The sequence below is a fragment of the Variovorax sp. P4_B11 genome (genome assembly GCF_056402355.1).
This window is the reverse complement of the sequence record NZ_JBFUHO010000073.1, coordinates 19,394-33,108: the sequence shown is the minus strand read 5'-3', so window position 1 is coordinate 33,108 and position 13,715 is coordinate 19,394. Positions and strand designations below refer to the sequence as shown.

Annotated in this window: 12 protein-coding genes and 1 pseudogene; 10 read left to right on the top strand and 3 right to left on the bottom strand. The window is 63.7% G+C overall.

The genetic code is table 11. The annotated features are described in order from the left end of the window. A partial coding sequence (locus AC1DYD_RS35685; RefSeq protein WP_478177458.1) for an FAD-dependent monooxygenase occupies positions 1 to 398 on the top strand: 398 nt, incomplete at its 5' end. A gap of 138 nt (positions 399 to 536) precedes the next feature. Beyond that, a complete protein-coding gene (locus AC1DYD_RS35680; protein ID WP_478177457.1) occupies positions 537 to 752 on the top strand; it encodes a hypothetical protein in 216 nt (71 codons plus the stop codon). 384 nt (positions 753 to 1,136) lie between these two features. Here the strand turns inward: AC1DYD_RS35680 and AC1DYD_RS35675 are convergent. After that, positions 1,137 to 2,171, bottom strand: a pseudogene (locus tag AC1DYD_RS35675) (IS110 family RNA-guided transposase); the annotation flags it as partial. A 277-nt stretch (positions 2,172 to 2,448) separates the two neighbouring features. Further along, positions 2,449 to 3,315, bottom strand: coding sequence for an IclR family transcriptional regulator (locus tag AC1DYD_RS35670; protein ID WP_478177456.1), 867 nt, complete (start codon positions 3,313 to 3,315; stop codon positions 2,449 to 2,451). A gap of 228 nt (positions 3,316 to 3,543) precedes the next feature. On the opposite strand from AC1DYD_RS35670, the gene AC1DYD_RS35665 reads away from it, so the two are divergent. The 5 genes from AC1DYD_RS35665 (at position 3,544) to AC1DYD_RS35645 (ending at position 8,870) form a co-directional block, all read left to right on the top strand. Next, positions 3,544 to 4,503 carry an MBL fold metallo-hydrolase gene (locus tag AC1DYD_RS35665; protein WP_478177455.1) on the top strand — a complete coding sequence of 320 codons (960 nt, stop codon included), beginning with the start codon at positions 3,544 to 3,546 and terminating at the stop codon, positions 4,501 to 4,503. A 101-nt stretch (positions 4,504 to 4,604) separates the two neighbouring features. Then, entirely contained in the window at positions 4,605 to 6,275 is a 1,671-nt protein-coding gene (locus AC1DYD_RS35660) for an FAD-dependent oxidoreductase (protein ID WP_478177454.1), read from the top strand. Between the two features lie 10 nt (positions 6,276 to 6,285). Further along, a complete protein-coding gene (locus tag AC1DYD_RS35655) occupies positions 6,286 to 6,486 on the top strand; it encodes a DUF2783 domain-containing protein (RefSeq protein ID WP_478177453.1) in 201 nt (66 codons plus the stop codon). 31 nt (positions 6,487 to 6,517) lie between these two features. Continuing rightward, a complete protein-coding gene (locus tag AC1DYD_RS35650) occupies positions 6,518 to 7,474 on the top strand; it encodes a Bug family tripartite tricarboxylate transporter substrate binding protein (RefSeq protein ID WP_478177462.1) in 957 nt (318 codons plus the stop codon). Positions 7,475 to 7,487: 13 nt separating this feature from the next. Then, positions 7,488 to 8,870, top strand: coding sequence for an MFS transporter (locus AC1DYD_RS35645; RefSeq protein WP_478177461.1), 1,383 nt, complete (start codon positions 7,488 to 7,490; stop codon positions 8,868 to 8,870). A gap of 117 nt (positions 8,871 to 8,987) precedes the next feature. Here AC1DYD_RS35645 and AC1DYD_RS35640 read toward each other — a convergent pair whose 3' ends face one another. Further along, positions 8,988 to 9,959 (bottom strand): helix-turn-helix domain-containing protein, encoded by a 972-nt coding sequence (locus AC1DYD_RS35640; RefSeq protein WP_478177452.1) that lies wholly within the window; start codon positions 9,957 to 9,959, stop codon positions 8,988 to 8,990. A gap of 244 nt (positions 9,960 to 10,203) precedes the next feature. Between AC1DYD_RS35640 and AC1DYD_RS35635 the strand changes: the two genes are divergently transcribed. From AC1DYD_RS35635 to AC1DYD_RS35625, 3 genes are all read left to right on the top strand, one after another. Beyond that, a complete protein-coding gene (locus tag AC1DYD_RS35635; RefSeq protein ID WP_478177451.1) occupies positions 10,204 to 10,737 on the top strand; it encodes a 2,4'-dihydroxyacetophenone dioxygenase family protein in 534 nt (177 codons plus the stop codon). Positions 10,738 to 10,740: 3 nt separating this feature from the next. Next, positions 10,741 to 11,799: a 2,3-butanediol dehydrogenase gene (locus AC1DYD_RS35630; RefSeq protein WP_478177450.1), complete on the top strand. Its 1,059-nt coding sequence runs from the start codon at positions 10,741 to 10,743 to the stop codon at positions 11,797 to 11,799. Between the two features lie 225 nt (positions 11,800 to 12,024). Then, a complete protein-coding gene (locus tag AC1DYD_RS35625) occupies positions 12,025 to 13,632 on the top strand; it encodes a GMC family oxidoreductase (protein WP_478177460.1) in 1,608 nt (535 codons plus the stop codon). Positions 13,633 to 13,715 lie beyond the last annotated feature (83 nt).

Sequence of the window (13,715 nt, the reverse complement as noted above, 5' to 3'; positions counted from 1 at the left end):
CCTCCATCGAGAAGAGCATCGCGCCGCTGCGCTCCTTTGTGGCCGAGCCGATGCGCTACGGTAACTTGTTCCTCGCCGGCGATGCCGCGCACATCGTGCCACCGACCGGCGCACGCGGCCTCAACAGCGCCGCATCCGACATCTACTACCTCTATCACGCAATGGTCGATCATTACAAGAAGCGCGATGACCGCGGCCTCGACACCTATTCGCAGAAGGCGCTGGCTCGGGTCTGGAAGGGGCAGCGTTTCTCGTGGTGGATGACCACCCTGCTTCATCGCTTTCCTGACAGCAGTGCCTTTGACCGGCGCTTGCAGGACACAGACCTCGCCTACCTGTTCTCGTCCCAGAAGGCACTGGGATCCCTGGCTGAGAACTATGTGGGACTGCCGTTCTAGACACGATGTTCGCCTCGCCGGGGTAGCCTGCCGGTGTCCGTGAGAGCAGGTTGGATGCCGAGGATTCGCATCCCCCTGGCGCGTTGCGGGTACGGGGCACAGCAGCGTCGATCTGACCTGTGTGAGGCGCTCTACGCGATGCAGGCGGATCCCCAGATCGCTTCGCGCTTCGAACCGATGGCGCTGTCTAGATGGCGCGAGAGCGCCGGGCTGCGAGAGTTCGTCGTGAGCTTCGGTCGTCTCTTGCCGCTGCATCGGCCATCGCCCTTCTGCGAGAAGGAGATGATCCAGAAGCTCATGGCGTTCAGCGGCGGGCTCACCGTGCCAATTGAAAGATCAAAAGTGACAGATTGAAGGGAAACCGACACCAGTATTTCAGCAGCCTGTTCATATGGTCGCCGCTGTCAATGGTCGAAAGTGAATGATTTTTGGTGGGGTGTTTGGGATCGATCGGGTGATGCGACTCGAGCGTTGCAGCGACGATGAATCAAGCTCATATCCGCGGATTGGTTACCTGCACTTCATCGATTCGTCGTAGGCCTGCCTCGCTCTAGGGTCGGGGATCATCCTTGCGGTGCCCTGGTAACAGGCTCGAGGGTTGCTCTATCGTTGCTCGTGCCGCATCACCAGATCGATCCCGGTGCCTTCGCTATTTCAGGTTGACTCGACTTTCTCGCGCTGCGCCTGCATGCCGATGGCCCAGACGAAGCCGGCCAACTCCCTTGCGACCGCGACTCAAGCCTTGTTGGCTTGCAAGCCGCGAGCATTCAATGCGGCAAACCGCTGGGTCAGCCGCAGCTGCGCCGTCCAGGCCATCCTTCGTATCGGTTCGGACAACTCCTGTTGTCGAATCTGCGCCTGCATGCCGATGCGCGCCTTGAAGCGATAGTTCTAGGCGGCCTCGGTCAGCAATCGGCGCGCATGCGCGTTGCCCGTCTTGGTGATGCTGCCGCGGCTCGTGCGCTCGCCGCTGGAATGCTCGGACGGTACCAGCCCGAGATAGCCCATGAGCTTGCGCGGATGGGCAAAGCGCCCGAGGTCGCCGATCTCGGCCACCAGGCCAATCGCCGTGATCGCGGCGACACCACGCAGTGCCTGCAGCGCACCAACCACCGCTTCGAAGCGCCAGCCAGCGATCGAGGCCTGCAGTGCCTTGGTCAGCCGATCGACGCGATCGTCTGCCGCCGTCACGGCTTGCCAGTATTCGGTGAACGCCGTCTGGGCGGCGCCGGCGCCGAAGTTCAGCGTCCCCAGCCAGCGGTAGTAGGCACCGCACCATGAGGTCTTGCCGGTGTAACGTACATCGTGGCGCAGCAGGAAGCCCTTGAGCTGATGGCGGGCCTGGACGCGACTGTGGACCGCGTCTTCGCGCGCCCGCGACAAATCACGGATCGCTTCGTCGTCTAAATCGGGGATCCACACGGCGCTCAACTGCCCGGCGCGCGAGCACTCAGCCAACTGCACGCTGTCACGCCCATCGGTCTTGACTCGATCGCCTGGGCGCCGCGGGATCTGCGATGGGGCAATGATCTCGCAGGTGTAGCCCTTGGCCTTCAGCGCACGCTGCAGTCCGAACCCCGTCGGGCCAGCCTCGTACACGATGTGCAATTGCTCCGCGGTACCGACCTTCGCCAGCACCTTCAGCAGCTTGTTCACGTCATGCGTGACCTTGCCGATCATGCGCCCGGGCGCTCGACCTGGCTCGGCCGCCGCCACGCTGATGCTGTCCTTGTGGACGTCCAAACCCACGTGAATCTTGCTACGCTCTTGCATGGCCGGTCTCCTTGTTGCTGACGACGCAAGTCACAGCATGTAGCTCTGCGTTCTTGGACGCAACCTACGATGTTGGAGACCGGCCGCCTGTCTACTGGGCGGCGACCATCATGTCTAGGCCCAGCATCTTGGGGCTGACCCGCCTTGGGTCGGCCTATCGGTGGCCGCTTCGTCGGGTCGCGCGAGAGCAACTCTGCGATACCGCTGGCGTTGACGCAGGCATAGTTCGATACGCTGGGGGTGGCTTGCCTTGCGGGCGCTGCCCGAGAGGGGCGGATCACGTGGTTGTCGGATGAAAGCGATCGTGCACGGGCGTGCGCCTCTCCGGAGCGGCGGTGCGCCATCCCAGTCGAGCAGAAATCTCCGCCGCCGCGTCGCGAACGGCGTGCGCAGCGCTGGAGTTCCAGTCCGCTGAAAAATTGTCGTGATGGCCCAGCGCGGTGATCACGATCACCGGTTCGCCCTCGTGATCGAAAACGGGCGCGCTGAAGGCATTGACGCCGGGGATCGGCTTGCCCTCGGCGCGCGCGACGCCGTGTGCTCGAAGCTCTGCCACAGCTTCGCGCAAGTCCTTGGCCTTCGCCTTGAGCAATGGCGTCTTGAGGCCCTCTGGATCGCCCAACGCCACTGCCATCGCCTTCTCGATTCGATCGGCGGGCAGGACGCCGGCGAAGGCGCGGCCGGTGGCCGTGCCCAGAATGGACATCACGGTTCCGGCGCGCATGGAGACGTGCAACGCCTCGTGGGCGTCGATCATTCGAATGATGGTCGGCCCGAAGTTGCCCCAGACCGCGAGCGCCACCGCATGGCCAGTCGATGCCGCGAGCGCTTGAGCGACGGGCAACGCGGCACGGACCGGATCCAGCTGATGCAGGCACGTCAGACCCAATTGCAAAGCTGCCGGGCCCAAGGCATACCGCCCCGTCTCAGCCTCCTGCTCGATCAGTCTCAGCTTTCCGAAACTCACCAGGTAAGGGTGCGCGCGCGCCGCCGGCAGGCCGGATCGGTTTGAGAGGTCCCTGAGCGTCATCGGCGTCAGGCTGTTCGCCAAGGCAAGCAGCAGACGCCCGCCGACCTCGATCGACTGGACGGCCCGTTGCTCCTTGTCTTCCTTGCCTGGTTCTTCGGAATGGGTTGCGCGCATATCGCCTTCAAGGTTGCTTCGGGATCAGTTTGCCTAAACCGAAACGATTTGTCACTTGCAAACCAGCTTTCACCTCTGGCTGCCTCTGCGGGATCCCACCGAGCAAGCCCCTGCGCTAGGGAAAATACCTAGTTTGGCGATTGCAAATACGTTTGCCATAGACAAACTAACGGTGAATAATGCAAACACGTTTGGTTTAGACAAATCTTCAGCCTCCAGAGACCCCGCATGAATGCCACCAAGAAATTCGCCTCCCAAGCCGACCTTGAAGAAAAGCAGGTCAGCTTTACCAAGCTTTCGGATCACGCCTATGCGTACACGGCCGAGGGCGACCCGAACACCGGCATCATCGTGGGCGACGACGCCGTGCTGGTGGCCGATACGCAGGCCACGCCAGCGATGGCCCAGGATGTGGTGCGCCGGATTCGTGAAGTCACGGACAAGCCGATCAAGTACGTTGTCCTGACCCATTACCACGCGGTGCGCGTGCTCGGCGCGAGCGGCTTCAATCCCCAACAGATCATTGCGAGCCAGGACACCTATGACCTGATCGTCGAACGTGGCGAACAGGACAAGGCGAGCGAAATCGGCCGCTTCCCGCGCCTCTTCCGTGACGTTGAAAGCGTGCCGCCCGGCATGACCTGGCCGACCATGACTTTCAACAAGAAGATGACGCTGTGGCTCGGCAAGCTCGAGGTTCAGCTGCTGCAACTCGGTCGCGGCCACACCAAGGGCGACACGGTCGTCTGGTTGCCGCAAGACCGCGTGCTGCTCAGCGGCGACCTGGTCGAGTTCGATGCAACGCCTTACGCAGGCGACGCTTACTTCAAGGACTGGCCACAGACGCTCGAGAACGTCGCCGCCCTGAAGCCGACCGCACTGGTCCCCGGTCGTGGCCCCGCCCTCGTGGGCAAAGAGCAAGTCGCTGCCGGCCTCAAGGCCACCGGTGGGTTCATTGCCGATGTGCGCGCCAGCGTCGAGGCTGGCGTCGCCGCCGGCAAGGACCTCAACGCGGTCTACAAGGACACCTTCGCCAGGCTCAAGCCCAAGTACGGTCACTGGGTCATCTTCGACCACTGCATGCCCTTCGACGTCACGCGCTGTTACGACGAGGCCACCCAGTACCCGGACCCGCGCATCTGGACGGCCGAGCGTGACATCGAAATGTGGCAAACGCTGGAAGGCTGACCCGCAACGCACGCATCGATTCGACTGCTGCCTTCGATGGAAGGCAGCGCCAACCAGGCGTTCACGGCGATTTCCGGATGGCGCCACCAGGAGACAAAGTCATGCAACTCAACGAACTTGCGTCAAGCAAGGGGGAAGCCGTCGACTACCAGAAACTGGAGTTCGACTATGTCCGCCATTCCGACCAGGATGCGGCTGTGCCCATGCGGCGCCCGGTGGTGGTGGTCGGCGCGGGGCCGGTGGGCCTGGCGCTCGCCATCGACCTGGCGCAGCGCGACGTGCCGGTCGTGCTGCTCGACGACGACAACACGCTTTCCACCGGCTCCCGCGCCATCTGCTTCGCCAAGCGCACGCTCGAGATCTTCGACCGTCTGGGCTGTGGTGACCGCATGGTCGGCAAGGGCGTGTCGTGGAACGTCGGCCGCGTGTTCTTCAAGAACGAGCAGATCTACAGCTTCGACCTGTTGCCCGAGGCAGGGCATGCGCGGCCGGCGTTCATCAACCTGCAGCAGTACTACGTCGAAGGCTTCCTGGCCGAGCGAGCGGCCGAATTGCCGCTGATCGATGTGCGCTGGAAAAACAGGGTCGCAGGCGTCGTGCAGCACGCGGACCATGTCACGTTGACCGTCGAGACGCCCGACGGTCCCCATCTGCTCGAGGCTGACTACGTCGCGGCCTGTGATGGCGGCCGCTCGAGCGTGCGCCAGTTGCTGGGCCAGGAAAGCAAGGGTCGCCAGTTCAAGGACCGCTTCCTGATCGCCGACGTGAAGATGAAGCTGGACAGGCCCGCCGAACGCTGGTTCTGGTTCGACCCCGAGTTCCATCGCAACCAGAGCGTGCTGCTGCACATGCAGCCCGACAACGTCTGGCGCATTGACTTTCAGCTCGGCTGGGATGCCGACCCTGAAGAAGAAAAGAAGCCCGAGAAGATCAACCCGCGCGTCAAGGCGCTGCTCGGCGAAGACGCGCAGTTCGATCTCGAATGGGCGAGCGTCTACACGTTCTCGTGCCTGCGGATGGACCAGTTCCGGCATGGCCGCGTCTTCTTTGCTGGTGACTCGGCGCATGGTGTGTCCCCTTTCGGCGCTCGTGGTGCCAATTCGGGCGTGCAGGATGCGGAGAACCTGGCATGGAAGCTTGCGGCAGTGCTACGGCACCAGGCGCCCGACCAGCTCCTCGACAGCTATGGCCAGGAACGCGAATATGCGGCCGACGAGAACATCCTCAACTCGACGCGCGCCACCGACTTCATCACCCCGAAGAGCGAGATCAGCAAGCTGTTCCGCGACGCGGTGCTCGAGCTTGCAAAGTCGCACGCCTTTGCTCGCACCCTGGTCAACAGCGGTCGGCTGTCAGTGCCTGCGACGCTGCGCACATCGACGTTGAACACCCCGGATATTGATCCCTTCAAAGGGCGCATGGTGCCGGGCGCAGTGGCCTCTGACGCTCCGGTGCGCCACGCCGAAGACAAGAACGGCTGGCTGCTGAAGGCAGCAAGCGGCCCCTCCTTTACAGCGCTGGTGTTCGGCAGCGGTGACGCGGCCGAACGCGCGGCACGCGCTGTGACGGAGGCCAGCGCCGCCGCAGGCGTGCCCGCCGCGATCGTGCGTGTCCCGCTTGATGAAGCTCACGCACTGGCGGCCCAGCGCTACGACGCGCAAGCCGGCACGGTCTACCTGTTGCGACCCGACCAGCACGTGTGCGGCCGTTGGCGCCAGGCTGACGCGTCCCTCGTTGGATCTGCGTTGAAACGCGCCCTCTCCAAAGCTTGAAGGAGTTTCCATGTCGCACGCCTCTCAACTGATCACCGCCTCGAACTTCGATGCGCCGGACGATTTCTACGAAGCGCTGATCGAAGCGCACCAAGGCCTCTCCACAGAGGAAAGCCATGCATACAACGCGCGTCTGGTCCTTGTCCTGGCGAATCACATCGGGTCACTGCCGGTCCTGCGCCAAGCGTTCACGGCTGCCAAGCGCGGCTGACCAATTCCATCATTCCAAAGGAGACAATCACATGATTCGCACTTTCCTCACGGGCCTCGCGTTGGCCGCGACCAGTCACTTCGCGGCCGCGCAGGACAGCAAGCCCATCGAATGGGTAGTCGGCTATGCAGCAGGCGGTGGATCCGACTCCGTCGCACGCGCCACAGCCGAGACGATGTCGAAGAATCTTGCACGGCCGATCGTCATCACTAACAAGCCCGGCGCAGCGACGAACATCGCCGCCGATTACGCTGCCCGGTCGAAGGACTACGGCAACATCATGCTGACGGCCGACTTCGCCACGCTGGCCGCCAACCCATTTCTTTTCTCCAAGCTCAGCTACAACGCCGAAAAAGATCTTGCGCCGGTCGGCATGCTCGCGCGCTTCCCACTGGTGCTGGTGGTCGGTCCACAGGTGCCGGCGAAAAACTTCAAGGAGTTCATTGCCTGGGCCAAGGCTCAGCCCGGCGGCGTGAACTACGCATCCGCCGGCGCCGGCAGTCCCCACCACCTGGCGACCGAGTTGCTGCGCGAAAAGACCGGCGTCGCGATGACGCACGTCGCGTACCGCGGTGCGGCGCCCGCAATGCAGGACATCCTGGGCGGACAGGTGCCGTTCATGATGGTCGACACCGCGAGCGGCAATCAGTTCGTGCTGGCCGGCAAGGTCAAGGCCATTGGCGTCGCGAGCGCGAGGCGCATCGCCACGCTGCCGGACGTACCGACCCTGGCCGAGCAAGGGCTCGGCAACTTCGAAGCCTACGCATGGCAAGGGCTCTCGGTGCCGAGCGCTACCCCGCCCGAGACTGTGGCGAAGCTCAACAAGGCGTTGGTCGAAGCACTGAACTCGACGGCGGTGAAAGCACGCTTCCTTGCGCTCGGCGTCGAGGGATTGCCAGGCACGCCGAACGACATGGCGAAGTACGTGAAGGATGAGCGCGAGCGTTGGGGTCGCCTCATCAAGGCCAACAACATCAAGGTCGACTGAGCGGGGGCCTCTCATGAGCACCGCAATTGTGGCTGGCAGTCCTCCGGTCGACATCGGCCGGGCGCTCGATGATGGACCCTACACGACGATGCAGAAAGTCGTCGTCTTCATGGCCGCGCTGGCCATCGTGACGGACGGCTTTGACGGCCAACTCATCGGCTTCGCGATACCTTCGATCATCAAGGAGTGGGGCATCACGCGCGACGCGTTCGCACCCGCCGTGGCCGCGGGCCTGCTGGGCATGGCCATCGGCAGTGCCTGCGCCGGCCTGTGCGCGGATCGACTGGGGCGCAGAGTGGCAGTCATTGCGAGCGTCTTCCTGTTCGGCGGTGCCACTTGTTCCATCGGGTTCGCACCCGACGTCCTCACGATTGCCGGCCTGCGCTTCATCGCGGGCCTGGGCATCGGCGGTGCGCTGCCGAGTTCGACGACGATGACGGCCGAATTCACCCCAGCTCGTCGACGCACCCTGGCAGTGACCGCAACCATAGTGTGCTACCCACTGGGAGGCATGATTGCAGGACTGTTCGCGAGCGAGGTCTTGCCCGCCTACGGGTGGCGCGGTCTGTTCTGGATTGGCGGACTCTTCCCGATCGCGCTGAGCGCCCTGTTGTTCTTCGTACTTCCCGAGTCGCCGCGTTTCCTGGCGCGAAAGCCAAACCGTTGGCCGGAGTTGGGCAAGCTGCTTTCGCGCATGTCGCGCCCGACGGCCTCCAACACCGTGTTCGTCGACGCGGCCGAACAGAAGTCCGAACAGCACGCTGGCTTCAAGTCGCTGTTCGACACCGGCCGTGCCCGCGACACGATCGCCATCTGGGCAGCGTTCTTCATGTGCCTGCTGGCCGTGTACAGCGCCTTCAGCTGGTTGCCGACGATGCTGGCTTCGGAAGGGCTTTCGCCGGCCATCGCCGGCTCGGGCCTGACGGCGTACAACTTCGGTGGCGTCTTCGGCGCGCTGCTTTGCGCCGTCGCAATCACGCGTTTCGGCTCGCGCTGGCCGCTGGCGATCTGCTGCGCCGGCGCCGCCGCGAGTGCGTACCTGCTGAAAGGCGTGAACGTCGCGCAGAACACGAATCTGTTCATTATCGGCATCGGTCTGCATGGCCTGTTCGTCAACGCTGTGCAGTCGACCATGTACGCGCTTTGTGCCTTCGTGTACCCGACAGCCGTACGGGCCACCGGCACGGCCTCAGCGCTCGCGTTTGGTCGTCTGGGTGCGATCCTGAGCTCATTCGCCGGCGCGGCCGTGATCACGGCTGGTGGCGCATCCGCGTACCTGATGTTGCTCGGCACGGCAATGGTCGTCACGCTGATTGCGCTGATGACCGTGCGGCGACACATCCCGCGCGTCACCGCAGACGCCAAGGTTTCTGCCACCGCATTCGCCTCGCGTTGATCGCGCCGCCGGCATTGCCCAGGTGCCGTCGCAAACGCCCATTGGCGTTTGGTGGTCCATGCGCGCGGACGGATTGGCGACAGGCGAGAATGGATTGCGCCTGCCTGCCGCGAGAGATCACGAGACTGCGTGCCGCATGCGGTGTTGTGAGGGCGTGATGCCATATTCCGCCTTGAAGCAGCTTGCGAAGTGGGCCTGAGTGGCAAATCCCCAGCGCAGCGCCACATCGCCGATTGCTGTCGATCGGGCTGCAGAAGAGGCGAGTTCTTCATGTGCACGCTGCAGGCGCTGGCTCCAGATCCAGTGCGTTACCGTGCAGTTCTTCGGCGAGAACAGGCGGTTGAGATGCCGGACAGACACGCTCAAATGGCGGGCGACTTCGGCGGCATCGAGGGTCGGATCTCGAAGATGTTCGGCGATGAACGCCTCCGCTCGCATCAGTCTGAGCATCGCGGACTCCTGCGACGGGCGACCGGCGTCCTGCGCACCGAGCAACGCATCGACGAGCGTTCGGATCCGCTCGGCCGTACGCGGTGCATCGGCGGACAGCGGGTTGTCGATGAAGTCGGACATCGTGCTTCGCAAGGCCGAGGCGAGCAGGCGCCCAGCTGGGAGAGCCGAATCGATCCTCGTCGGTGCGGTCGGTCGAGTGATGCGGTGATTCGCGACGAATTCGTCAGTGGGAATGTCGACCTGGATCTGCCTCATGTCGCGCGTGAACCCGTAGAGGTAAGGCAGCGTCGTCGGGTAGATGATGAGGTCGCCCTGGTGCACGGGGATGCAGCGCCCGGTCTGATAGAAGAATGCTTCGCCTTGCAGCAGTACGCCGGCGAAGATGGAGTCCTTTGGATGCGTGCGCAGCATCGGCAGGGGCCGCTCAATCACGTGTTCGTTGCCGCGGATGTCGCACAGGCTCAGCGAACCGAGGTCAAAGTGGCGCTTCTGCGCGTTCAGGCCATTGAGGGCAAAGGTCGAACAACGCAGTCCCACCAGCTCTGCCGCATTTCGCGATTCCCAGAAGTCGAGTCGCTGGGTCGGCGGCACGCTATCGGTCGAGGCTTCAGTCTGGGGAACGAAAATGGAGTCCATGGCGGGGGCCCTCGTGCCGTCGGAACGCGTGCGTTTGCGGCCTGTTGACGGATGCGTTCGCATGCTAGCAGCCCGCGTTCCGAGGCCGATGCGTTGCCTGTCAATGGAAACCATTAAGGGGAAACCCGTCGGCCGCGAGCCTGCAAGCCGCGATGTCCGGCTGGCGATCTGATGTGGTCCAAACTGGAACAGCCAAAACGGCCGATGCGCCCTAGAGTTCCACGCACTTGTGTCAGGGGCTCATATGCAAAAAACCGCTTCGGAGGAATTCTGGCGCAGCCTCAAGCCGATCGCCGACGTGTTCAAACCGGACGCCAGGCCGGAAGTTCACATCGCCAACGCGCCTACCGATGACCTGAGGTACTACGTGCCTTTCAGTGAGACGGTGTCGTCGCGTCCCTTATGGATTTCGGTCAGTGACAACAAATGGGCCGATGTTCTGCGCGCCGACGGTGCTGGCCTCGTGAACCGGCACTACCATCCGCACGAAGTCTTTGCCTACACGATCTCCGGCAAATGGGGCTACCTGGAGCACGACTGGATCGCTACCGCCGGCGACTTCGTCTATGAGACGCCGGGCGAGGGCCATACGCTGGTCGCCTACGAGCACGAAGAGCCGATGCGAGTCTTCTTCATCGTCAAGGGGCCGCTGATCTGGCTGGACGAGGAGGGGAAGTCGGTCGGTCACTTCGACGTGCACGACTACATCGCCCTGTGCCGGGCCCACTACGAGAAGGTCGGCATTGGCGCGGCCTACGTGGACACCCTGTTCCGCTAGACGATGAAGGCCCTGCGCTGGCACGGTCCGCGGCAGCTGCGACTCTGCGAGTTGATCGAACCTGCGTTGCGGCGGGAGGAGCTTCGCATCGCCGTGTCCTATTGCGGCATCTGCGGCAGCGATCTGCATGAGTATCTGGATGGCCCGCATGCGATCCCCAGCGGCCGGCCCCATGCGCTCTCGGGTCGCATGGCGCCTCTCACCCTGGGGCATGAGTTCTGCGGCGACGTGGCTGAGTCCTCGACCCACGCGCAGGCGCTCCGCGTCGGCACGCGGGTCGTCATCGAACCCGAATATCGTTGCGGCAGGTGCGAGTTCTGTTTGTCCGGGCGCTACAACCTGTGCCGCGACATGGGTTTCGTCGGCCTGATGGGAGACGGCGGCATGGCCGACACGGTCGTCGTGCCGGCCTATACCGCCCATGCGCTGCCTGACGAAGTCACGATGGAGCAAGCGGCCGTCTTCGAGCCGGCTGCGGTGGCGCTTCACGCGGTTCGCCAAAGCAATCTGCGCGCCGGCGACGCCTGTGCAGTGTTCGGCATGGGGCCGATCGGCTTGCTGATCGTCATGATGCTGCGGCAGTGCGGCGCCGGCCGCATCTTCGCGGTCGACCTGTCGCCGCAGCGCCTGGCGCGCGGTGGCGCATTGGGGGCCGACATCCTGGTCGATGCTCGCAGCGAAGACGCTGCTCGGATCATCCGCGAGCAGACCGCGGGAAGCGGCGCCGCTATTGCATTCGAGGCCGGCGGCTCGCAATCCACACTGGACGGCGCACTGGATTCGCTTCGCAAGGGCGGCGAGGCGGTACTGGTCGGCCTGATGGGCCGCGCCAGCATCGATGTCTTCTTGGCGGTCAACAGAGAGTTGCGAATCGTCACCAGCGTTGGCTATCGCGATGTCTATCCGACGCTGATTGAGTGGACGGCGCAGCGGCGGATCGACCCTTCGCTGATCGTGTCCAGGGTCGTCTCGCTGGAGGACGCTGTGACGGAGGGATTCGATGCGCTCGTGGGGGACAAAGACCTGATCAAGGTCCTCGTGCGGCCGGGGAGGGCACCATGAACCTCCTGGCAGGGGTCTGCATCATCACCGGTGGTGTCGGGAGCATCGGCTTGGCCGTCGCCGGCGCGATGAGCGCGTAGGCATCGACGTGGAGTCGCTTCGTACCTCAGTGCACTTTGAATTGACTGAACGCGCACAAGTCGGCCGCGGAGTTGCCGATCGCCGGTGCAGCGTCGGAAGATCGCCCTCCGACGAGCCGCAGGCCGATTCTCGGGCTCGCATTCAATACCGGAGACAAGCACAGTGACAGAGCAAAGATACGATTATGTTGTCGCGGGTGCGGGCAGTGCCGGCTGCGTCATCGCCAACCGATTGGTCGGCGCTGGCTACCGCGTCCTGCTGCTCGAGGCGGGCCCGGACGACAACCTGAAGTTCGTCCGGATTCCCGCGGCCTTCGTTCGCGTGATCGGCACGGAGCGCTCGTGGGTGTACGAGACGACGCCGCAAGCGGGTGCCAACGGGCGAAAGATGTTCGTTCCCCAGGGGCGCATGACGGGTGGCGGAAGTTCGATCAATGCAATGGTCTATATCCGCGGCGCCGCGGCAGACTACGAGGAATGGGCCGCCGCGGGTTGCGCGGGATGGGGATGGTCCGATGTGCTGCCGATCTTCAAGCGCGCCGAGAGCAATACGCGACTGTCCGGTCCTTTCCATGGCACCGACGGCCCGCTGCGGGTGAGCGACACCAAGTACCGTCATCCGCTGAGCCTCGCCTTTCTCAAAGGCGCACAGGAAGCGGGATTGAAATACAACGAGGATTTCAATGGCGCCTCCCAGGAAGGCATCGGCTTCTACCAGACCACGACCATGGACGGCGTGCGGGGCAGCACGGCGGCGACCTACCTTGCTGCGGTGATCGGCGACGCGAAGCTGAGCGTGGTGAACGGCGCCCACGTGATGCGGATCCTCATCAAGGGTGGCATCGCGACAGGGGTGGAATATCGGCTGTCGAACGGCCAGACGATGACCGCCGTCGCCGAGAGGGAAGTGGTGCTGACGGCAGGTGCTCTGTCGACGCCGAAGCTTCTCCAGGTGTCGGGCGTCGGTCCGGCGGCGTTGCTCCAGAAGATCGGTGTGCCGGTCGTCAAGGACCTGCCGGGCGTCGGGCAGAACTACCAGGACCACCTGGAGATCATCGCCCATGGAAAGTGCCGCGAGCCGATCAGCCTGTTGGGCCAGGACAAGGGACTCACGGCGCTCAAGCATGGCATTCAATGGGAGCTGTTCAAGACCGGGCTGTTGACTTCGAACGTCGTCGAATGCGGGGGCTTCGTCGATACGCTGGGTACCGGTCGTCCCGACGTGCAGTTCCATGTGTTGCCGGTGTTGGCAGGGGATGTGGATCGTCCGATGCCCGAGCTGCACGGCATCTCGATCGATCCGTGCTTCCTGCGCCCTAAATCGCGCGGCAGGGTGCTGGCACGGAGTGCCAACGCGATGGAGCCGGCGGACTTCGACGGCGGCTACCTGAGCGAGCAGGCCGACGTCGACACGCTCGTACGTGGACTCAAGCTTGCGCGCCAGATCATGCGCACGCCCTCAATGGCGAAGGTCGTTTCCGAAGAACTCTATCCCGGTCCCAAAGCCGATCTCGACGACGCGGAACTGAATCAGTTCGTGCGCCAGTTCTCCAAGACCGTGTACCACCCGGTCGGCACCTGCAAGATGGGCAGCGACAGCATGGCGGTGGTCGATCCGAAGCTGCGGGTGCACGGCATCGACCGCCTGCGTATCTGTGACGCATCGGTGATGCCAACTATCACCAGCGGCAACACCAACGCTCCGACCATCATGATTGCCGAGCGTTGCGCCGATTTCATGCTGGGTGGATGAGAGGCAGCCAGTCAGCAGTCCGAATCCAATTCCACTCGCGTCTCGATCGTCGGAAGCCTGACCCGAAGGTGCATGACGAACGG

Bases quoted from the DNA above. Each gene is read 5' to 3' on its own strand.
- AC1DYD_RS35680 (WP_478177457.1), top strand. From the start codon at position 537: ATGCAGGCGGATCCCCAGATCGCTTCGCGCTTCGAACCGATGGCGCTG.
- AC1DYD_RS35670 (WP_478177456.1), bottom strand. From the start codon at position 3,315: ATGCGCGCAACCCATTCCGAAGAACCAGGCAAGGAAGACAAGGAGCAA.
- AC1DYD_RS35665 (WP_478177455.1), top strand. From the start codon at position 3,544: ATGAATGCCACCAAGAAATTCGCCTCCCAAGCCGACCTTGAAGAAAAG.
- AC1DYD_RS35660 (WP_478177454.1), top strand. From the start codon at position 4,605: ATGCAACTCAACGAACTTGCGTCAAGCAAGGGGGAAGCCGTCGACTAC.
- AC1DYD_RS35655 (WP_478177453.1), top strand. From the start codon at position 6,286: ATGTCGCACGCCTCTCAACTGATCACCGCCTCGAACTTCGATGCGCCG.
- AC1DYD_RS35650 (WP_478177462.1), top strand. From the start codon at position 6,518: ATGATTCGCACTTTCCTCACGGGCCTCGCGTTGGCCGCGACCAGTCAC.
- AC1DYD_RS35645 (WP_478177461.1), top strand. From the start codon at position 7,488: ATGAGCACCGCAATTGTGGCTGGCAGTCCTCCGGTCGACATCGGCCGG.
- AC1DYD_RS35640 (WP_478177452.1), bottom strand. From the start codon at position 9,959: ATGGACTCCATTTTCGTTCCCCAGACTGAAGCCTCGACCGATAGCGTG.
- AC1DYD_RS35635 (WP_478177451.1), top strand. From the start codon at position 10,204: ATGCAAAAAACCGCTTCGGAGGAATTCTGGCGCAGCCTCAAGCCGATC.
- AC1DYD_RS35630 (WP_478177450.1), top strand. From the start codon at position 10,741: ATGAAGGCCCTGCGCTGGCACGGTCCGCGGCAGCTGCGACTCTGCGAG.